At 66.3% G+C, this 18,722-nt stretch carries 17 protein-coding genes and 1 tRNA gene; 9 read left to right on the top strand and 9 right to left on the bottom strand.

The features are described from left to right. Positions 1–50 precede the first annotated feature (50 nt). From AB7U46_RS01830 to AB7U46_RS01815, 4 genes are all read right to left on the bottom strand, one after another. Positions 51–136, bottom strand: a tRNA-Leu gene (locus AB7U46_RS01830). Positions 137–201: 65 nt separating this feature from the next. Then, positions 202–978, bottom strand: coding sequence for an enoyl-CoA hydratase-related protein (locus AB7U46_RS01825; protein WP_428335217.1), 777 nt, complete (start codon positions 976–978; stop codon positions 202–204). Positions 979–1,168: 190 nt separating this feature from the next. Then, complete coding sequence (locus tag AB7U46_RS01820; RefSeq protein WP_428335216.1) at positions 1,169–1,618, bottom strand: cytochrome c-type biogenesis protein; 450 nt, start codon at positions 1,616–1,618, stop codon at positions 1,169–1,171. A 4-nt stretch (positions 1,619–1,622) separates the two neighbouring features. Continuing rightward, positions 1,623–3,584, bottom strand: a complete 1,962-nt coding sequence (locus tag AB7U46_RS01815; RefSeq protein ID WP_428335215.1) for a heme lyase CcmF/NrfE family subunit — start codon at positions 3,582–3,584, stop codon at positions 1,623–1,625. A gap of 235 nt (positions 3,585–3,819) precedes the next feature. On the opposite strand from AB7U46_RS01815, the gene lysM reads away from it, so the two are divergent. From lysM to AB7U46_RS01795, 4 genes are all read left to right on the top strand, one after another. Continuing rightward, a complete protein-coding gene (lysM, locus tag AB7U46_RS01810) occupies positions 3,820–4,263 on the top strand; it encodes a peptidoglycan-binding protein LysM (protein WP_428335214.1) in 444 nt (147 codons plus the stop codon). A gap of 183 nt (positions 4,264–4,446) precedes the next feature. Continuing rightward, a complete protein-coding gene (locus AB7U46_RS01805) occupies positions 4,447–6,339 on the top strand; it encodes an acyl-CoA synthetase (protein ID WP_428335213.1) in 1,893 nt (630 codons plus the stop codon). 344 nt (positions 6,340–6,683) lie between these two features. After that, a complete protein-coding gene (locus tag AB7U46_RS01800; RefSeq protein WP_428335212.1) occupies positions 6,684–7,625 on the top strand; it encodes a methyltransferase domain-containing protein in 942 nt (313 codons plus the stop codon). Positions 7,626–7,669: 44 nt separating this feature from the next. Then, the gene (locus tag AB7U46_RS01795; RefSeq protein WP_428335211.1) at positions 7,670–8,425 is read left to right on the top strand and encodes a hypothetical protein; all 756 of its coding nucleotides are present in this window, start codon (positions 7,670–7,672) and stop codon (positions 8,423–8,425) included. A gap of 86 nt (positions 8,426–8,511) precedes the next feature. Here the strand turns inward: AB7U46_RS01795 and AB7U46_RS01790 are convergent, their stop codons facing one another. Beyond that, positions 8,512–9,360: a GIY-YIG nuclease family protein gene (locus tag AB7U46_RS01790; protein ID WP_428335210.1), complete on the bottom strand. Its 849-nt coding sequence runs from the start codon at positions 9,358–9,360 to the stop codon at positions 8,512–8,514. Further along, a complete protein-coding gene (gene ettA / locus AB7U46_RS01785; RefSeq protein WP_428335209.1) occupies positions 9,357–11,012 on the bottom strand; it encodes an energy-dependent translational throttle protein EttA in 1,656 nt (551 codons plus the stop codon). Before ettA ends, AB7U46_RS01790 begins: the two co-directional genes overlap by 4 nt. A 255-nt stretch (positions 11,013–11,267) precedes the next feature. Between ettA and AB7U46_RS01780 the strand changes: the two genes are divergently transcribed. The 3 genes from AB7U46_RS01780 to AB7U46_RS01770 all read left to right on the top strand — a co-directional run bounded on the left by AB7U46_RS01780 (position 11,268) and on the right by AB7U46_RS01770 (position 13,302). Continuing rightward, positions 11,268–11,684: a hypothetical protein gene (locus AB7U46_RS01780; RefSeq protein ID WP_428335208.1), complete on the top strand. Its 417-nt coding sequence runs from the start codon at positions 11,268–11,270 to the stop codon at positions 11,682–11,684. 246 nt (positions 11,685–11,930) lie between these two features. Continuing rightward, on the top strand, positions 11,931–12,347 hold the full coding sequence (locus AB7U46_RS01775) for a hypothetical protein (protein WP_428335207.1): 417 nt from the start codon (positions 11,931–11,933) through the stop codon (positions 12,345–12,347). A 193-nt stretch (positions 12,348–12,540) separates the two neighbouring features. Next, the gene (locus tag AB7U46_RS01770; protein ID WP_428335206.1) at positions 12,541–13,302 is read left to right on the top strand and encodes an ion channel; all 762 of its coding nucleotides are present in this window, start codon (positions 12,541–12,543) and stop codon (positions 13,300–13,302) included. A gap of 2 nt (positions 13,303–13,304) precedes the next feature. Here AB7U46_RS01770 and AB7U46_RS01765 read toward each other — a convergent pair whose 3' ends face one another. Continuing rightward, positions 13,305–13,700, bottom strand: a complete 396-nt coding sequence (locus AB7U46_RS01765) for a hypothetical protein (protein WP_428335205.1) — start codon at positions 13,698–13,700, stop codon at positions 13,305–13,307. A gap of 168 nt (positions 13,701–13,868) precedes the next feature. Then, the gene (rimO, locus tag AB7U46_RS01760; RefSeq protein WP_428335204.1) at positions 13,869–15,275 is read right to left on the bottom strand and encodes a 30S ribosomal protein S12 methylthiotransferase RimO; all 1,407 of its coding nucleotides are present in this window, start codon (positions 15,273–15,275) and stop codon (positions 13,869–13,871) included. Between the two features lie 99 nt (positions 15,276–15,374). Between rimO and AB7U46_RS01755 the strand changes: the two genes are divergently transcribed. Both AB7U46_RS01755 and AB7U46_RS01750 read left to right on the top strand, forming a co-directional pair. Beyond that, the gene (locus AB7U46_RS01755) at positions 15,375–16,382 is read left to right on the top strand and encodes a reverse transcriptase domain-containing protein (RefSeq protein ID WP_428335203.1); all 1,008 of its coding nucleotides are present in this window, start codon (positions 15,375–15,377) and stop codon (positions 16,380–16,382) included. Positions 16,383–16,677: 295 nt separating this feature from the next. Continuing rightward, positions 16,678–17,946, top strand: coding sequence for an OmpP1/FadL family transporter (locus tag AB7U46_RS01750; RefSeq protein ID WP_428335202.1), 1,269 nt, complete (start codon positions 16,678–16,680; stop codon positions 17,944–17,946). A gap of 133 nt (positions 17,947–18,079) precedes the next feature. On the opposite strand, the gene AB7U46_RS01745 is transcribed toward AB7U46_RS01750, so the two are convergent. Further along, the gene (locus AB7U46_RS01745) at positions 18,080–18,715 is read right to left on the bottom strand and encodes a GcrA family cell cycle regulator (RefSeq protein WP_428335201.1); all 636 of its coding nucleotides are present in this window, start codon (positions 18,713–18,715) and stop codon (positions 18,080–18,082) included. Positions 18,716–18,722 lie beyond the last annotated feature (7 nt).

Below are 18,722 nucleotides of genomic sequence, written 5' to 3'. Positions count from 1 at the left end.
AGTCGTCCGGCGGCGGGGATGCACGGCTCTGTGAAGAGGATCGGGGGCGCTGGTGCGGGCGACCGGACTCGAACCGGTATGGGCTTGCGCCCGAGGGAGTTTAAGTCCCATGCGTCTACCATTTCGCCACGCCCGCGGCCTGACCTGCCTAGCGCGCGGGGCGGGGCCCGGCAAGGCCCCGCAAGATATGTGCGCGGGGGCTCAGCGCCCCTCGAACCGCGGCGCGCGTTTCTCGAGGAAGGCGGCGACGCCCTCGCGGAAATCATGGGTCACGCCGAGTTCGCCCTGCAGCTGCGCCTCGAGTTCGAGCTGCGCGGAAAGATCGTTCGCATAGGAGTTGCGCAGCGCCTTCTTCACCGCGCCGAAAGCCGCCGTCGGCCCCTTGGCGAGATGCGTCGCCCGGGCGCGCCAGTGATGCTCGAAATCGACGTCGGCGATTGCCTCCCAGATCAGCCCGGCGCGCGCGGCCTCCTCCGCCGTCATCTTCTCGGCGAAAAGCGCGAGCCCCATCGCGCGGGCAAAGCCCACCTGCCGCGGCAGCCAGTATGTGCCGCCCGCGTCGGGCATCAGCCCGATCCGGGTGAAGGCCTGCAGGAAGACCGCCGATTGCGTCGCGATCACGACGTCGGCGGCCAGCGCGAGATTGGCGCCGGCGCCGGCCGCGGCCCCGTTCACCGCAGCGATCACCGGCAGCGGGCTCTCGTAGATCGCCTTCAGCATCGGCTCGTATTCCTCGCGCAGCACCCGCTCGAGATCGAGCGCGGCCCCCGCGGCATCGGCACCGAGATCCTGCCCCGAACAGAAGGCGCGCCCCGCACCGGTAAGCACGATCGCCCGCGCCTCGCGCGTGGCGCGGCCGAGCGCCTCGAGCAGCTCGGCGCGCATCTCGGTGTTGAGCGCGTTCATCACCTCGGGGCGGTTGAGGGTGATGACGGCAAGATCGTCGGAAATGTCGTAGCGGATCGCCTGATAGGGCATCGGTTCCTCCCATTGTCGCGGCGAGAGTAGCGGCAGTGCCCGCGAAAGCGAACCGAAACCCCGCGTCATTGAAGCTTCGCGCGGATGGAGAGGGGGGACGCTCCGCGGGGGATATTTTGTCTCTGTAGAATGCGGTTTCTACAGAGCCGAAATATCCCCGCCGGAGGCATCCGCCATTGCCGCGAGCGCCTCAGCCCTTCAGAAGCTCCTGCACCCGCGCCTCTTCCTCGGCGCTGAGCGCCGCGGTCGCCGGGGCGTCCTTGCGGCGGGAGCGGATCCAGACGAAGACGCCGCCAAGCGCGAGCACGAAGGCGATCGGGCCGGCCCAGTAGAGGATCAGGTTCGCGCCGGTCTTCTCCGGTTCGAAGAGGACGTATTCGCCGTAGCGATCCTTGATGTAGTCGATCACCTGGGTGTTGCTGTCGCCTTCCTTCAGCCGCTCGCGCACGAGCAGCCGCAGATCGCGCGAGACCGAGGCATTCGATTCGTCGATGTTCTCGCCTTGGCAGACCGGGCAGCGCAGCACCTGGGAGATCTGCCGCGCCCGTGCCTCGAGCGCGGGATCGGATAGCACCTCGTCGGGTTGCACCGCATGGGCGGGGGAGGCGAGCAGCAAAAGCAGGGCAAGACGTTTCAGCATCGGTTCACTCCGCGGGCATCGCGGCGGCGGGCGCCGATTTGCGCGCCCCGGCAGCGACGCGATAGCGCCGGTCGGAAAGGCTCAGCGTGCCGCCGAAGGCCATCAGCAGGCAGCCCGCCCAGATCCAGTTGGTGAAGGGCTTGATATAGGTGCGGATCGCCCAGCCGCCGCCTTCCTGCGGATCGCCGATCACCAGATAGACGTCGCGGAAGATGCCCTGGTCGATGTCGGCCTCGGTGGTCGGCATCGCCTGCACCGGGTAGATCCGCTTTTCGGGGTGCAGCGTGGCGACGAGCTTCTCGCCCTGATGCACCTCGATCGTCGCGGTGGTGGAGGTGAAGTTCGGCCCCGGCACCTGTTCGACCTTGTCGAGGGTGATGGTGTAGCCCGCGACATCGAAGCTCTCGCCGACATGGCCGACGCGGATGTCCTCGATCTGGCCGGCCATCAAAAGGCCGATGCCGGCGAAGACCACGCCGAGCCCGCCATGGGCGAAACCCTTGCCCCAGTCGGCGCGCGGCAGGCGCAACAGGCGCGCGGGGGTATGGCCGGCGCGTTGCCAGAGCTCGGCGGCGGCGCCGAAGACGAGCCAGGAGCCGAGGCCGGAAGCGACGAGGGCGAGCACCGGGCGCCCGGTTTCCAGCGTCCAGGCAAGGCCGGCGACGGCGACGGCCAGCACCGCAGCGGGGGCGAGCGGGCGGATCAGCTTCGAGAGCTTCGCGCGTTTCCAGGGCATCATCGCGCCGATCGGCAGGATGATTGCGAGCAGCACCATGAAGGGGGTGAAGGCCTTTTCGAAGAAGGGCGCGCCGACCGAGAGCTTGCGCCCCCAGGCGAATTCCGCGACCAGCGGCCAGATCGTGCCGACGAAGACGACGAGCGCGGCGGTGGCGAGAAGGATGTTGTTCACGACGAGCGCGCTTTCGCGGCTGACCATCGAGAAGATCCCCTTCGCCTGCATCGCCCCGGCCCGCGCGGCATAAAGCGTCAGCGCGCCACCGACGAAGACGGCGAGGATGAGCAGGATGAAGACGCCGCGCGCCGGGTCGTTGGCGAAGCTGTGCACCGAGGAGATCACGCCAGAACGCACGATGAAGGTGCCGATCAGCGAGAAGCCGAAGGCCATGATCGACAAGAGGATCGTCCAGCTTTTCAGCGCCTCGCGCTTTTCCACCACGATCGCGGAATGCAGCAGCGCCGCGGCCAGCAGCCAGGGCATGAAGGAGGCGTTCTCGACCGGATCCCAGAACCAGAAGCCGCCCCAGCCGAGCTCGTAATAGGCCCACCAGGAGCCGAGCGCGATGCCGATGGTGAGGAAGATCCAGGCGGCGAGCGTCCAGGGCCGCACCCAGCGCGCCCAGGCGGCGTCGACACGGCCCTCGATCAGGGCGGCGACGGCGAAGGAGAAGGCCATCGAGAGGCCGACATAGCCGAGGTAGAGGAAGGGCGGGTGGAAGGCGAGGCCGGGATCCTGCAGCAGCGGGTTCATGTCGCGCCCGTTGAAGGGCGGCTCGGCCAGGCGCACGAAGGGATTCGAGGTGAAGAGGATGAAGGCGAGGAAGGCGACGCCGATCCAGGCCTGCACGCTCAGCACGCGGGCGCGCAGCCGCGGCGGCAGCGCGCCGCCGAACCAGGCCGCGGCGGCGCCGAAGAGCGACAGGATCATCACCCAGAGGAGCATCGAGCCCTCGTGATTGCCCCAGATGCCGGTGACCTTGTAGAGCATCGGCTTGTCGGTATGGGAATTCTGATAGACCACCTGCAGCGAGAAATCCGAGGTGACATAGGCATACATCAGCGCGAAGAAGGCGACCGCGATCAGCAGAAACTGCGCCGAGGCGGCGGGGCTTGCCACGGCCATCCAGCCGGACCACCCCTTCTGCGCGCCGACAAGCGGCACCACGGCCTGCACGAGCGCCACGCAAAGCGCCAAGATCAGGGCAAAATGGCCGAGTTCTGCAATCATCCGGGGGTTCCTCCTGTTCGCGTGGGGATCATAGAGGGCGAAGCGCGATCGGCCAAGGCGGATGCGCGCCAATGTCGCGCCCCGGCGCCGATCGCACGCGATGGTGATGGCGCCAAAGGTCTTCGGCGGGGAAATTTTCCCCTGTCCCGCCCCTGCGGATCGGTGCAGGTTGTCCGCGGCGCCCGGGGTCATGCCCGCTGCGCGGTATCGGAATGGTAGCAAAGAGGAGGCCGGGATGGGTCTGTGGAATTTCGTCAAGGGCGCGGGGAAATCGCTTTTCGGCTCGAAGGCGGAGGCGGCCGAGGCGCCGAAGGAAGAGGTGCTCAAGGCCGAGCTGAAGGATCTCGGGCTCGATGCCTCGGGCGTCGATCTGAAGGTCGAGGGCGACAAGGTCGTTGTCTCGGGCAAGGCGGTGACGCCGGAGGTCAAGGAGAAGATCATCCTCGCGGTCGGCAATGTCGACGGCGTCGCGCAGGTCGAGACCGATCATGACGACGACACCCGGGACGCGGTTTTCCACACGGTGGTGAAGGGCGACACGCTGTCGGCGATCGCGAAGAAGACGCTCGGCAATGCCAACCGCTACATGGAGATCTTCGAGGCGAACAAGCCGATGCTGACCCATCCGGACAAGATCTATCCGGGCCAGGTGCTGCGGATCCCGGGCGGCAAGGCCTGAGCCGCACAACCCATTGGCGAAAGGCCGGGGTCGGCCCGGCCTTTCGCGTCACGCATTGCTGCCATGCCCTCGCGTCATGTCGCGATGACGTGACGTTTCGGAAGGCCCCGCCCTTGCCCGCTTGCGGCGTTTCGGCGCATCTTCCGCATAAGCGCCCGGAGAGGAACGGGCGGGGGAGGATGCATGACGGAGACTTTTGCCAGCGTCGCCGACCGGGATCGGGTCGAGCGGGAAATGCCCTGGGCAGAGCGCGATCGCGCCACGACGATCTATGAATTCCTGACGCGGGCGAAGACCGCGCATGGCAAGCGCCCGGCGCTGAGCTTCCAGATCACCTCCGGGCCGAAGGATCCGGCGGTGACGCTGAGCTGGGACGAGCTGCATGCGCAGGTGACGCAGGCGGCGAACCTGTTCCACAGCCTCGGCGTGCGCGAGGGTGACACCGTCGCCTATATCCTGCCGAACTGCCTCGAGACGGCGGTGACGCTGCTTGCGGGGGCCACGGCGGGGATCGTGAACCCGGTCAACCCGCTGCTCGAGGCCGAGCAGATCGCCGCGATCCTGCGCGAGACGAAGGCGAAGGTCGTCGTCACGCTGAAGAGCTTTCCGAAGACCGACATCGCGCAGAAGGCCGCGGAGGCGGTGAAACATGCGCCGAACGTGCAGGCGGTGCTGCAGATCGATCTCAACCGCTACCTGACGCCGCCGAAAAGCTGGATCGTGCCCTTCGTCCGGCCGAAGACGCCGATCCGCCATCACGCGGACATCTACAGCTTCCATCGCGAATGCGCGAAGATGCCGGGCGACCGGCTGATCTTCACCGACCGCAAGGCCGATCGCGTCGCCGCCTATTTCCACACCGGCGGCACCACCGGCATGCCGAAGGTGGCGCAGCACAAATATTCGGGGATGATCTACAACGGCTGGCTCGGCGGCACGCTTCTGTTCGACGAGACCGACGTGATGATCTGCCCGCTGCCGCTGTTCCACGTCTTCGCGGCCTATCCGATCCTGATGTCGGCGATCGCATCGGGCGCGCATGTGGTGATGCCGACCCCCGCGGGCTATCGCGGCGAGGGTGTCTTCGACAATTTCTGGAAGCTGATCGAGCGCTGGAACGTCACCTTCCTGATCACCGTGCCGACCGCGATCGCCGCGCTGATGCAGCGCAAGGTCGATGCCGACATTTCCAGCCTGCGCACCGCGATTTCGGGCTCGGCGCCGCTGCCGATCGAGCTTTACAACCGCTTCAAGGAAGCGACCGGGGTCGAGATCTGCGAGGGCTACGGGCTGACCGAGGCGACCTGTCTCGTCTCGGTGAACCCGGTCGACGGGGTGAAGAAGGTGGGTTCGGTCGGTATCCCGCTGCCCTATACCCATGTGCGCATCCTGACGAAGCGCAACGGCGGTTACGAGGAGCGCGGCGTGGACGAGGTGGGCGAGATCTGCGTCGCCAACCCCGGCGTGTTCGAGGGCTCGACCTATACCGAGCCGGACAAGAACCACGACCTCTTCGCCGAGGACCGCTTCCTGCGCACCGGCGACCTCGGCCGGATCGACGGCGACGGCTATCTCTGGATCACCGGGCGCGCAAAGGATCTGATCATCCGCGGCGGCCACAACATCGACCCCGCCGAGATCGAGGAAGCGCTGCTGATCCACCCGGCGGTGGCCTTCGCCGGCGCGATCGGTCAGCCCGACACATTCGCGGGCGAGCTGCCCTGCGCCTATGTCGAGCTGGTCGCCGGGGCGACGCTGGGCGACGACGAGCTGATGGCCCATGCGAAGCGCCATATCCACGAACGCGCCGCGATCCCGAAGCATATCGAGATCATGGACGAGCTGCCGAAGACCGCGGTGGGCAAGATCTTCAAGCCCGACCTGCGCAAGAAGGCGATCGCCCGGGTGCTCGACGCCGCGCTCGCCGAGGCGGGGGTGGCGGCGCATGTCGTCGCCGTGGCCGAGGACAAGAAGCGCGGCCTCGTCGCGCAGCTCGCCTCGACCGGGACGGTGGACGAGGAAAAGCTGCGCCATGTGCTCGGCGCCTTCACCGTGCCCTGGGACTGGGCGGCGTGATCGCGGCCTCTGCCGCAACCGGAACCGTAAAGGGGGCCTTTCGGCCCCCTTTCGCGTCTCAGAAGACGTGGAACAGATAAAGAAGGATGATGATCGGAATCGGGATCCCGATCGCCCAGGCGAGGATGCCTTTCATCGGACGCTCCTGTCGGTTGCTGCGGGTCTGGTCTGGGTGATGCCGGCTTCGTGAGGAGAACGCGCCTGCCCGCGATCGGTTCCCCTCTTGACGGAATCCCGGCGCCGCGCGAGAGCGGAGCGGTCCCTCAGCCCCGGTAGATCATGCGCCAGCCGCTGCCCTGAACGCGTTCCGAAACCGATCCTCGTTGTGTTTGCGGAGCCGTCCCATGTCTTCCCCCCTTCAGTTTTCCTCCGGCGATCTGATCGCCGATCGCCGTGCGGATTATGCCGAGGGCCTGCTCGCCGCGGGCGAGGCCGAGGCCGCCGCCGATCTTTACGCCCAGGCGCTCGAGGTCGCGCCCGGCTGGGTCGCCGGCTGGTATCGGCTGGGCGAGATCCGGGCCGCGCATCGCCTGCCCGGCGCGGCGGAGGCCTTCGCCGAGGCGCTGCGCCTCGATCCGGCCGATGTGATGGGCGCGGCGCTGCAGATCGACCTGATGCGCAGCCATCCCGCCGCCGAGACGATGCCCTCGGCCTTCGTCGAGACGCTCTTCGATCAATATGCCGCCCATTTCGACCATGCGCTGGTCGAGACGCTCGACTATCGCGCGCCGGAGCTGCTTGGCGCGGGGTTGGGCGCGCAGTACGGGCGCGCGCTCGATCTCGGCTGCGGCACCGGGCTGATGGGGGCGGTGCTGCGCCCGCGCGCGGCCGATCTCGAGGGCTGGGACATTTCCGCCGAGATGCTGCGCGAGGCCGGGGCGAAGGGCCTGTATGACCGGCTGGAAAAGCGCGATCTGGGCGCGCTGCCGCTGCCGGGCACGGAATGGGATCTGATCACCGCCGCCGATGTCTTCGCCTATCTCGGCGCGCTCGAGCAGATCACCGGCTGGGTCGCGCTTGCGCTTGCGCCGGGGGGGCGTTTCGCCTTCACCACCGAGGCGCATGACGGGCCCGAGCCGCTGATCCTGCGCGAAAGCCGCCGCTACGCCCATTCGGAGCCCTATCTGCGCGACCTGCTCGCCGCCGCCGGCTTCGAGGCGCGGATCGCGCGCGGGGTGATCCGGATGGACCGCGGCGCGCCGATCATGGGCTTCGTCGTGCAGGCCGAGCGCGTCACCCCGCCGCTGCGCCGGCAGTCGGATGGCGAGGATATGGCCTTCGCCTGAGGCCGCGGGGCGGCTATGCTCCCGCCCAACGACGGGAGGGGACGATGTGGCTGATCTATGAGCATTACGCCTATGCGGCGGTGGCGGCCTTCGGCACGCTGGGGGCGGTCTGGCTGGTCGACCGGCTGGCGCATCGGCCGGCGATCGCGGCGCGGCTCGCGCGCTATCAGGGCGTGGTGCCGCCCTTCATCAACGTCAATGCGATGCTCTTCGGGCTGACGCTTGCCTTCATCGCAGCCGATACCTGGTCGGCGCGCGACCGGGCGATGGACGCGGTCTATCGCGAGGCCGACGCGCTGCGCAGCCTGAGCGTGCTGGTCGAGGATCAGCCCGAGCCGCTGCGCACGGGGCTTTCCGAGGCGATCCACGACTATGGCCGGGCGGCGGCGCATGAGTTCGCGGCGCTGCGTGCGCGCGAGGCCGATCCCGCGGCGCGGGCGGCGGCGGATCACCTGTTGCGGCTGGTGGCCGAGCCCGAGGTGGAGGCGGCGGCGGGGCAGGCGGTGCATGCGGAGATGCTGCGCAAGGTGATGGCGCTGCGCGACGACCGCGATCTGCGGGTCTCGCTCTCGCGCACGCACCTAAATCCGTTGAAATGGCTCGGCATGGCCTCGCTCGGCTTTCTGACGATCCTGTCGATCTGGGCGGTGCATCTCGACCGGCCGAAGGCGGGGACGCTTGCCATCCTGCTTTTTGCGCTGGCGGCGGCGCCCTCCTCGGCGATCGTGCTGGTGCAGGGCAACCCGTTCCAGGCGCCGGCCGCGATCTCGGCCGAGCCGCTGTTGGAGGCGGTGGAGTAGGGGCGCTGCCCCTCGGCGCTGAGCGCCTCACCCCGGGATATTTTTCTCTGTAGAAAAGCCCGGGTGCAGGCGCCGAGCGCGCGCGCTCACTGCCTGTTGAGCCTTTGCTGGGCGCGAAGCCGCATGATGCTTTGCACCGCGGCAAGATTGTGGTGGCGCGCGTGCAGCGAGCCACGCTCAGCGTCCGATGCCTGAAGAAGAAGGTCATACCAGTAGGCGAGAAGCGCCCTGCGGACGCCCTCGAGAGAAAGGAACTCGCGTGCTTCTGGCAGTGTGCCGGCGAAGATGACGGGAAATTGTCGGTCCAGACCGGAGGGATAGTCGTAGCCGAGCGCCTCGATGTGATGTGAGAACAGCCAATCCCGGACCGCAGGAAACTCCCAGACCAGTGGATCAAGCATCAACATGTGCCTGGCTGGACGCCCTTCTCTGGGAAGGGTTGAAAAGGCGACTTCATGCCGGTCGATGTTGAGCGTGAAATAGCGCCCGCCCGCGGTCGCGGGAAACAACGACAAGGTCCATATGCCTTGTTGGGCCAGCATGTGTTCGAGGCCCGAGGCCCGAAAGATGTCGGCGAGGTAGCTTTCGAGCGTTTCGGTCGTGTGCAACCGGGCAACCCGGTCGAAGCCGCGAATTTCCGCTTCGGGGATCTGATCGAAAAGCGCGAGAGCGGATGCTGGCGCCAGTTCGAACAGCTCCTTGCAGCCGGGAAACTCGGCGGAGTTCTTCTCGCGGATCGATCGGTGAAGGAAGGTTTCGACCTTCACCGCGTCGACGACTTCGAGAAACGAAATAATCTCCCACGGCCCGAGCGGGCCGTAGTTTTCGCTCGTGTTGAGTTCCCGAAGGCGCCGATAGGGCAGCGTATTGCTGCGTCCGACCTTTACAAGAGGGCAATGGTCGGAGCGCAGCGCATACACATATCCGGCTGTCACCGCGTGAACTTCTTGTACTTCACCCGCTTCGGCTCCGCCGCATCCGGGCCGAGGCGCCGGATCTTGTCGTTCTCGTAATCCTCGAAGTTGCCCTCGAAGAACTCGACATGCGCCTCGCCTTCGAAGGCGAGGATATGGGTGCACAGACGGTCGAGGAAGAAGCGGTCGTGCGAGATGATCACCGCGCAGCCCGCGAAATCCTCGATCGCCGCTTCCAGCGCCTGCAGCGTTTCCACGTCGAGGTCGTTCGTCGGTTCGTCGAGGAGCAGCACGTTGCCGCCCGACTTGAGCAGCTTCGCCATGTGCACGCGGTTGCGTTCACCGCCCGAGAGCAGGCCGACCTTCTTCTGCTGGTCCGAGCCCTTGAAGTTGAAGGCGCCGACATAGCTGCGCGAGGCGACCGAGGCATCGCCAAGCTGGATCAGTTCGGCCCCGCCCGAGATCTCCTCCCAGACGTTCTTTTCGGGGTCGAGCGCGTCGCGCGACTGGTCGACATAGGCGAGCTTCACGGTGTCGCCCACGACGATCGTGCCCTCATCGGGCTTTTCCGTGCCGACGATCATCTTGATCAGCGTCGACTTGCCGGCGCCGTTCGGGCCGATCACGCCGAGGATGCCGCCCGGCGGCAGGCTGAACGAGAGATTCTCGATCAGGAGCTTGTCGCCCATGTGCTTCTTGAGGTTCTCGACCTCGATCACCTTGCCGCCAAGCCGCGGCCCGTTCGGGATGATGATCTGCGCCTTGCCGACCCGGTCCTTGACCCCCTCGTCGGCCATCTTCTCATAGGCCGCGATACGCGCCTTGGATTTCGCCTGACGCGCCTTCGCGCCGGCGCGGATCCATTCGAGTTCCTTCTCCATGACCTTCTGCTTGGCCTTGTCCTCGCGCGCTTCCTGTTCGAGGCGCTTGGCTTTCTGCTCCAGCCAGGCCGAGTAGTTCCCCTCGTAGGGGATGCCGCGGCCGCGTTCGAGCTCGAGGATCCACGAGGTGATGTCGTCCAGGAAATAGCGGTCGTGGGTGACGCAGAGGATCGTGCCCTTGTATTCGATCAGGTGCTTTTGCAGCCAGGCGATGGTTTCCGCGTCGAGGTGGTTCGTCGGTTCGTCGAGGAGCAGCATGTCGGGCGCCTCGAGCAAGAGCTTGCAAAGCGCGACGCGGCGGCGCTCACCGCCCGAGAGGGTGGCGACATTGGCGTCGTCGGGCGGGCAGCGCAGCGCCTCCAGCGCGATGTCGACCTGGCTGTCGATGTCCCACAGGTTTTCGGCGTCGATCTCGTCCTGCAGGCGGGCCATCTCCTCGGCGGTCTCGTCCGAGTAGTTCATCGCAAGCTCGTTGTAGCGTTCGAGCTTCGCGGTCTTTTCCGCGACGCCTTCCATGACGTTCTCGCGCACCGTCTTCGACTCGTCGAGATGCGGCTCCTGCGCGAGGTAGCCGACCTTGGCGCCCTTCGCGGCCCAGGCCTCGCCCTGGAAATCCTTGTCCATGCCGGCCATGATCTTGAGCAGCGTCGACTTGCCGGCGCCGTTCACGCCGACGACGCCGATCTTCACGCCGGGCAGGAAGTTCAGCCGGATGTTCTCGAAGCACTTCTTGCCGCCCGGATAGGTCTTCGAGACGCCATCCATGTGATAGACATATTGATACGAGGCCATCGGCGCACCTTTCGGGGAAATCTGGGTTTGCGCCTAGATAGGCGAAAGCGCGCGCGCGCGAAAGGGGCGCGCGGGGCGCAAAGACAAGCTTTCCGTCGCTCACAGATGTGTGCACTTGGTTTTTGTGCGCACATTATCATGACATTTTGTGGAGTTTTCAGCGAAAACGCGCAGGACTATATCCTCCTCATGCAAAGGGAAACGCCCAAAGCAAACAGATAACAAACTGAAAATACTAGGAAATGGAGATCTTCCATGCGTAACGTTCTCGCTTCTACCGCCTTCGCTCTCGCCCTCTCTGCCGGTGCCGCTTCGGCCGGTGGCACCAATGCGGGGATCGACCAGATCGCGCAATATCTCGGCGTCAATGCCGGCGCTTACAGCTCGGTCGAGCTGCATCAGCTGCTCGCGGCGCGCAATGCCGGCGACCAGTCGACCTACGCCTACCTGCTCGCCCATGGCGACCGCTCGTCCGACACCGCGGCGACGGGTGGCAAGGAACAGCTCGCGGCGCAGGCCGGGCTGAACGCGAATGACTACACCGCGGCGGAACTGATCCGCGTGCGGGACGCGCAGCTGCGCGGCGACCTGCAGGAGGTCAACTTCGTGGTCTCGCATCAGAACCGCAACAGCATCGTCAACCCGCAGGTCCAGGTCGGCCGCAACAGCTGATCCCGGGCTCAGATCACTCCGCACAAAGGGCGGCTCCGCAAGGAGCCGCCCTTCGTCGTTTCTGGTTCCCCGCAGCCCGGACTCCGTCGTTCACAGATGCGTGCGATTGGTTCACTGGCGCACATTGTTACGATAATTGCGGCAGTTTTCAGCTTCAAAGCGCAGGTCTATATCCACTGCATGCAACGGGATACAGACCCAGCACACAGACAACAGACTGAAAAAACAAGGAAATGGAGATCTTCCATGCGTAACGTTCTCGCTTCTACCGCCTTCGCTCTCGCCCTCTCTGCCGGTGCCGCTTCGGCCGGTGGCGCCAATGCGGGGATCGACCAGATCGCGCATTATCTCGGCGTCAATGCCGGCGCTTACAGCTCGGTCGAGCTGCATCAGCTGCTCGCGGCGCGCAATGCCGGCGACCAGTCGACCTACGCCTACCTGCTCGCCCATGGCGACCGTTCGTCCGACACCGCGGCGACCGCCGGCAAGGAACAGCTCGCGGCGCAGGCCGGGCTGAACGCGAATGACTACACCGCGGCGGAACTGATCCGCGTGCGGGATGCCCAGCTGCGCGGCGACCTGCAGGAGGTCAACTTCGTGGTCTCGCATCAGAACCGCAACAGCATCGTCAACCCGCAGGTTCAGGTCGGCCGCGACAGCTGATCCCGGTTCCGGATCGAAACGGCAGAGGGCGGCTCCCGACGGAGGCCGCCCTCGTCCATTCCGGGGCAGGGAAAACCTTCCCGGGCTCTGCAAGGCAGATCCTCGAAACCCGCGGCGCGCCGCCCGCTGTTGACAGGCCGGGGCCAGATCGGCAAGCCGGACAGGCCCCGCACTGCCGAGACGAGGAGGCCATATGCTGCGCAAGATCCGCCTGCTTTACGAAGGGAATTCCCGGCGCGCGCATGGATTCCGATATGCGCTGCTGATCTTCGATCTCGTCACGATCGCCTTCGTCATCGTCACCTCGTTCTTCCCGCGGGTGCTGGCGGTCGAGGTGATCGACGCTCTGATCGGCCTGGTGATCGTCGCCGATTTCGCCGCGCGTTTCATGATCGCGCCGAAGAAATTCGCGTTCTGGATGCGCCCGGCCACGCTGGCCGATGTGGTGGCGATGGTCTCCTTCCTCGCGCCGATCGCCGGCGAGAGCTTTGGTTTCCTGCGCGTGCTGCGGACCTTGCGGCTGTTGCACACCTATCAGCTGCTGACGCGCCTGCGGCAGGATTTCGCCTTCTTCCGGCGCCAGCAGGAGGTGATCCTCGCCGCGATCAATCTCGGCGTCTTTCTCTTCGTCATGACCGGGCTGATCTACACCACCCAGCATCTGCACAATCCGCAGATCGGCAATTATGCCGATGCGCTCTATTTCACGGTGACGACGCTGACGACCACGGGTTTCGGCGACATCACGCTGCAGGGCACGGCGGGGCGGCTTTTGTCGGTCGCGATCATGATCTTCGGGGTGACGCTGTTTTTGCGTCTGGCGCAGGTGCTGTTTCGCCCGACGAAGGTGCATTACAAATGCCGCAGCTGCGGGCTGAGCCTGCACGATGCCGATGCGATCCACTGCAAGCATTGCGGTGCGGTGGTGCATATCGACACCGAGGGGCTCTACTAGGGTTAGCCGGCCAGATCCTTCAGCCAGTTGCCATGCACCCAGCCCTGCGGCGATTCGGGCGTCGGATATTGCCTGGCGCCGCGGCAGAAGGTGCGCGAGCGCGCGCCGTAGATCACGCCATGCCAGGGGCCCTTGCGCTGCAGGGTAAAGACGACATCGCCGTTATGCAGCTCGTCGATCTTGGCGTAATTCGAGCCGGGCCCGCTGCGCACCGCCAGAAAGCCGTCGCCATTGGCCTTCAGCCCGGTGACGGTGCTGGAAAACATGTCGGCCGCCTGGCCATCGCCGCAGATGCCGACGACGGGCACATCGAGCGGCGGCTGGGCGGTGGCGGTCAGGGGCGCGAGCAGCGCGACGGACAGTGCCAGCACAAGGCGGGTTCGGGGAGGTCTGGGCATCGGGCGGCTCCGGGGCAGGGGGCGATCGTGGGCAGGATGCCACGGCCCGGATCGGCGCCCAAAGCCAAAGCGTGCGTGCCCCCCGGTGGGCCGCCGCCCGCGCGAAAAACAGGCGCGGCACGGTGGGACGATGCCGGAAAATATGGCGCCGGGCAGCGGAGCGGGCGGCTAGACGGGGCGGCCCCAAAGATCGTATTCGCTGGCTTCCTCGACCTCGACCGTGACCATGTCGCCGGGGGCCAGATCCTCGAACCCCTCGTCGATGAAGAGATTGCCGTCGATCTCCGGCGCATCGGCGCGGGTGCGGCAGGTGGCGCCCTCGTCATCGACGGCATCGACGATCACCTGCTGCAGCGTGCCGACCTTGGCCGCCAGCTTCGCCTCGGAGATCGCCTGCGCCTTTTCCATGAAACGCTCCCAGCGCTCCTGTTTCAGCTCCGGCGCGACGTGATCGGGCAGCGCGTTCGAGCGCGCGCCCTTGACGTTCTCATACTGGAAGCAGCCGACGCGATCGAGCTGCGCCTCGTCCATCCAGTCGAGCAGATACTGGAATTCCGCTTCCGTCTCACCGGGATAGCCGACGATGAAGGTCGAGCGCAGCACAATCTCGGGGCAGTCGCGGCGCCAGGCGGCGATCTCGTCGAGCGTCTTCGCGCTCGCCGCCGGCCGTGCCATGCGTTTGAGCACGTCGGGGTGCGCATGCTGGAACGGAATGTCGAGATAGGGCAGCACGCCGCCGCCCGCGCCGGTTTCGGCCATGATCGGGATCAGGTCGCGCACATGGGGATAGGGGTAGACGTAATGCAGCCGCACCCAGGCCTCGGCCTCGCGCGCCATCCGGCCCATCTCGCGCGCGAGATCGGTGATATGGGCGCGCACCTCGCCGCCTTTCCAGGGGCTTGCGGCATGTTTGCGGTCAAGCCCGTAGGCGGAGGTGTCCTGCGAGATCACCAGCAGTTCGCGCACCCCGGCCTCGAGCAGCTTTTCCGCCTCGCGCAGCACGGCATGGGCGGGGCGCGAGACCAGTTTCCCGCGCATGTCGGGGATGATGCAGAACTTGCAGGCGTGATTGCAGCCCTCGGAAATCTTGAGGTAGCTGTAATGCCGCGGCGTCAGTTTCACCCCGGTCGCAGGCAGCAGGTCGATGAACGGATCGGGCGCGGGCGGCACCGCGCCATGCACCGCGTCAAGCACCTGCTCGTATTGCTCGGGCCCGGTCACCGCGAGCACCTTCGGATGCACGCCGGTGATGAACTCGGGCTCGGCGCCGAGGCAGCCGGTCACGATCACCTTGCCGTTTTCTTTCAGCGCCTCGCCGATCGCCTCGAGGCTTTCGGCCTTGGCGCTGTCGAGAAAACCGCAGGTGTTCACGATCACCGCCTCGGCGCCGGTGTAATCGGGCGAGATCGCGTAGCCCTCCGCGCGCAGCCGCGTCAGGATCCGCTCGCTGTCGACAAGCGCCTTCGGGCAGCCGAGCGAGACCATGCCGATCGTCGGCTGGCCGGGGCGCGGCGCCTCGTCGAAGCGCGCGGCGGGGGCGAGATCGGGGCGGAGGGAGGGAGGATTCTGGCTCATGGGGCGGCATATACACCGGGAAGGGACGGGGCGGAAAGCGCCTTGAAACCCCCGGCTGCGCTTCGCATGGTGGCCGCCGACGCCAGAAAAGGGTCACGAATGAGTTTTTCGATCACGTCGCGCCAGAGCGCAGAGCCGCAGTTCCATTTTCGCGAAGAAATTCCGATCCTGTTCCAGGTTCTCGAAATCGTCGAGGCCAATGCGTCCTGCCCGGCCTCGACGCTCTATTCGACCTTCGAGACGGGGCGGCATGGCAGCCGGAAGTCCCGCACGATCGACGCGCCCTGCCCACAATTGAAGGCGGTTCAACGCGCCCTGCTCGACAAGATCTTGTGTATGGTTTCACCGCATGAGGCGGCGATGGCCTTCTGCCCGGGCCGCTCGATCGCGATGAATGCGCGGCTCCATCACGGGGCGCCGCATCTGTTCACGACCGACATCCGGTCCTTCTTTCCCTCGATCAGGACGCATCATCTGCGCGAGATGCTCGACCTCCGCTTCCCGCATCTCTCGGCAGAGGTTCGTGCCGAAATCACGCGGATTGTCACGCGCGATGGCCAGCTGCCGCAGGGCGCGCCGACGAGCCCGCATCTCGCCAATCTGGTGATGGCCAGCTTCGATGGGCTGTGCGAGGAGGCGGCCAGCAGTGCGGGGGCGCTTTATACGCGCTACGCGGATGACATCTGCATCACCGCGCAAGACGCGGTCAGTCTGCGTCGCCTCGAGCATGTCGTGCGGATGGGGCTGGCCGCGCTCGGGATGGAAATGCACCCCGAGAAGACCCGGCATCTCGGCCCGAACCAGACGAGGCTCGTCACCGGGCTGGACATCGGCGGCGCCCGGCTTCGCCCGACCAAGGCGTTCCGGAAGAAAACCGCTGCACTGGTGCGGATGGCGGTGAAGTATCCGGAGAAGATGCAGCGGCAGCGCCAGAGGATCCGCGGATATCTCGCGTTCTGGCATGACGTCGATGCCGATGATCCGCACCTCCGGGAGCTGCTGCTGCAGATGGGATTTTCGCGATGGGCGGGGCAGGCGATGGATCGCGCCGAAATCACGCGGACGGATCCATCCGCCGTTTCGAACGCTGCCGGCCCGGGGGCGTGACGGGGCGTCGAGAGGCGCCAAAGGCAACAGTGTAAACCGAGGAGCGAAGCGACGGTCACATGATCGAGGCCGGCCGATGGACCGACAGCTTGCCTTTGGCGCCTGGACGCCAGGCTAGGCAAGACCGGCGCCTGGGGCAAGGGCTGATCCCTTCCGGCGGTGACCTGGTCATATGCAGGTATTTTCTGATCTGGATCACAGAATTGTTAAACGTTCTGTGGTTTCAGACTCGCATGCGACGCTCCGCCGGAGGCTCGCGTCCCTCTCCCATCATCCGGCACGACTGGAGGTTCCCATGTTCAGTTCCGCGAAGCGGCGGCTGGCAGGGTCTGTTGCTCTGGGCCTGGCCGCCCTTGCACTGCCCCATGCCGCACTCGCTACCGAAGGCTATTTCTCACTCGGCTATGGCGTCCAGCAACAGGGCGTGGCCGGGGCCGGCGTCGCCTGGTCACAGGATGCGATGTCGGGCTCGATCAACCCCGCGGCGGTCGCCTCGGTCGGCAAGGAGCTGAGCTTCGGCATGCAGCTGTTCTCGCCGATCCGCTCGGTGACCGGCAAGGGCACGATGTTCGTTGCCCCCGGCACCACGAAAAGCGGGCACGACTACTTCCTGATGCCGAACTTCGCCTACAATCTGCCGCTTGCGAATGGCGGGGTGCTGAACGTCTCGGCCTATGGCAATGGCGGCATGAACACCTCCTATCCGGCGGTGGCGAACGCGAATTGCGGCGGCGGCACCGGTGTGTTCTGCGCCGGCAAGGCGGGTGTGAACCTCGAGCAGCTGTTCGTTTCGGTGGGCTACGCCAAGAAGGAGGGCAATTTCAGCTGGGGTGTCGCGCCGACGCTCGCGGTGCAGGCCTTCTCGGCCCGCGGTCTTGCCGCCTTCAGCACGATGTCGGTCAATCCGGCGAAGCTGACCAACAATGGCACCGATATCTCGACGGGCTTCGGCCTGCGCGCCGGCTTCCAGTATGAGGTCACGCCGCAGGTCGCCTTCGGCCTCTCCGGGCAGACGAAGTTCCACATGTCGAAGCTGAAGGACTATGCCGGTCTGTTCGAGAACGGCGGCTCCTTCGACATCCCGGCCGCGATCACCGCGGGCGTGGCCTTCCATCCGCGGTCCGACCTGACGCTGCTGCTCGACTATGAGCGGATCTTCTACAGCGACGTGCCTGCGGTGGCCGATCCGATGACCTCGGGCGCGCTGGGCGCCAAGGGCGGTGCCGGTTTCGGCTGGGACGATGTCGACGTGATCCGCATCGCCGCGGAATGGCAGCAGACGCCGGACATGACCTGGCGCGTCGGTTTCGCGCATGCGACCAATCCGGTGGGCACCGATGACGTGACCTTCAACATCCTCGCGCCCGGTATCGTGCAAGATCACTTCAGCTTCGGCGGAACGAAGAAGCTGAACGATCGCGATCGTCTCGATTTCGCCTTCTCCTATGTGAAGAAGAACACCGTGAGCGGGCCGGAAATGACCTCGATGGGGCCGACGGGCGGCACCGTGAAGCTGAAAATGCATCAGGTGAGCGCCTCGATCGGCTGGACCCGCAGGTTCTGAGCTGTAGAGAGCCAACTGAAAGGGCGCCGAAAGGCGCCCTCTTTTTCATGCTGTTCCTGTAGTGCTTTGCGGGGTGGGGTCGGCTCAGCGCCGACGATCCCGAAGCCCTGACGCCTTGCCGGGCCTCGCCGGCTTAGCGCCGACGATCCCGGCGGGCGCTCATCGGCTGGAACGCGACCGAGACATGCGCCTCGCAATAGGGTTTGCCGGGCTGGCTCGGCAGGCCGCAGAAATAGAAATTGTCGGTCGCCGGGTCGCCGATCGGCCATTTGCAGGTGCGCTCGGTCAGCTCCATCAGCCCGATCTTGCGCGAGCGCTTCTCGACCTCGCGCACCGAGGCGAGGGTCTCCGGGCTGATCTCGTTGAGCGAGGGCTGCGGCGGCAGCGGCTGGCCGGCGGGCACCATCGGCTTGCGCAGCGCCGGGGTGGCGGCGGGGGCGGGGGCCGCGGCGACAGGCTGCGGCACCGGGCGGATCGGCGTGGGCGCAGGCGCGGCCGCGGCGGGGCGCGGCGGCTCGGGCGCGGGCTCGACCGGGCGGGCGGCCACGGCGGGCGCCTCGACCGGCTTCGCCGCGGGCGCGGGGGCCGGAGCGGCCTCGGGCGCGCTGCCTTCGGGGCCGCCGACGCGGTTCGAGAGGCCGAGGCGATGCACCTTGCCGATCACCGCGTTGCGGGTCACGCCACCGAGTTCCTTGGCGATCTGGCTTGCCGATTGGCCCTCGGTCCACATCTTCTTCAGAAGTTCGACGCGTTCATCGGTCCAGGACATCGGCACA

The sequence above is a fragment of the Paenirhodobacter sp. genome, assembly GCF_050177655.1.
Lineage (GTDB): Bacteria > Pseudomonadota > Alphaproteobacteria > Rhodobacterales > Rhodobacteraceae > Rhodobacter.
The sequence above is the reverse complement of the archived record's forward strand: the minus strand, read 5'-3'. Positions and strand labels throughout refer to the sequence as shown.

What these genes read in the sequence shown, in the direction of transcription:
- AB7U46_RS01825 (WP_428335217.1), bottom strand. Translation starts at nt 978, where the DNA reads ATGCCCTATCAGGCGATCCGCTACGACATTTCCGACGATCTTGCCGTC.
- AB7U46_RS01820 (WP_428335216.1), bottom strand. Translation starts at nt 1,618, where the DNA reads ATGCTGAAACGTCTTGCCCTGCTTTTGCTGCTCGCCTCCCCCGCCCAT.
- AB7U46_RS01815 (WP_428335215.1), bottom strand. Translation starts at nt 3,584, where the DNA reads ATGATTGCAGAACTCGGCCATTTTGCCCTGATCTTGGCGCTTTGCGTG.
- lysM (WP_428335214.1), top strand. Translation starts at nt 3,820, where the DNA reads ATGGGTCTGTGGAATTTCGTCAAGGGCGCGGGGAAATCGCTTTTCGGC.
- AB7U46_RS01805 (WP_428335213.1), top strand. Translation starts at nt 4,447, where the DNA reads ATGACGGAGACTTTTGCCAGCGTCGCCGACCGGGATCGGGTCGAGCGG.
- AB7U46_RS01800 (WP_428335212.1), top strand. Translation starts at nt 6,684, where the DNA reads ATGTCTTCCCCCCTTCAGTTTTCCTCCGGCGATCTGATCGCCGATCGC.
- AB7U46_RS01795 (WP_428335211.1), top strand. Translation starts at nt 7,670, where the DNA reads ATGTGGCTGATCTATGAGCATTACGCCTATGCGGCGGTGGCGGCCTTC.
- ettA (WP_428335209.1), bottom strand. Translation starts at nt 11,012, where the DNA reads ATGGCCTCGTATCAATATGTCTATCACATGGATGGCGTCTCGAAGACC.
- AB7U46_RS01780 (WP_428335208.1), top strand. Translation starts at nt 11,268, where the DNA reads ATGCGTAACGTTCTCGCTTCTACCGCCTTCGCTCTCGCCCTCTCTGCC.
- AB7U46_RS01775 (WP_428335207.1), top strand. Translation starts at nt 11,931, where the DNA reads ATGCGTAACGTTCTCGCTTCTACCGCCTTCGCTCTCGCCCTCTCTGCC.
- AB7U46_RS01770 (WP_428335206.1), top strand. Translation starts at nt 12,541, where the DNA reads ATGCTGCGCAAGATCCGCCTGCTTTACGAAGGGAATTCCCGGCGCGCG.
- AB7U46_RS01765 (WP_428335205.1), bottom strand. Translation starts at nt 13,700, where the DNA reads ATGCCCAGACCTCCCCGAACCCGCCTTGTGCTGGCACTGTCCGTCGCG.
- rimO (WP_428335204.1), bottom strand. Translation starts at nt 15,275, where the DNA reads ATGAGCCAGAATCCTCCCTCCCTCCGCCCCGATCTCGCCCCCGCCGCG.
- AB7U46_RS01755 (WP_428335203.1), top strand. Translation starts at nt 15,375, where the DNA reads ATGAGTTTTTCGATCACGTCGCGCCAGAGCGCAGAGCCGCAGTTCCAT.
- AB7U46_RS01750 (WP_428335202.1), top strand. Translation starts at nt 16,678, where the DNA reads ATGTTCAGTTCCGCGAAGCGGCGGCTGGCAGGGTCTGTTGCTCTGGGC.
- AB7U46_RS01745 (WP_428335201.1), bottom strand. Translation starts at nt 18,715, where the DNA reads ATGTCCTGGACCGATGAACGCGTCGAACTTCTGAAGAAGATGTGGACC.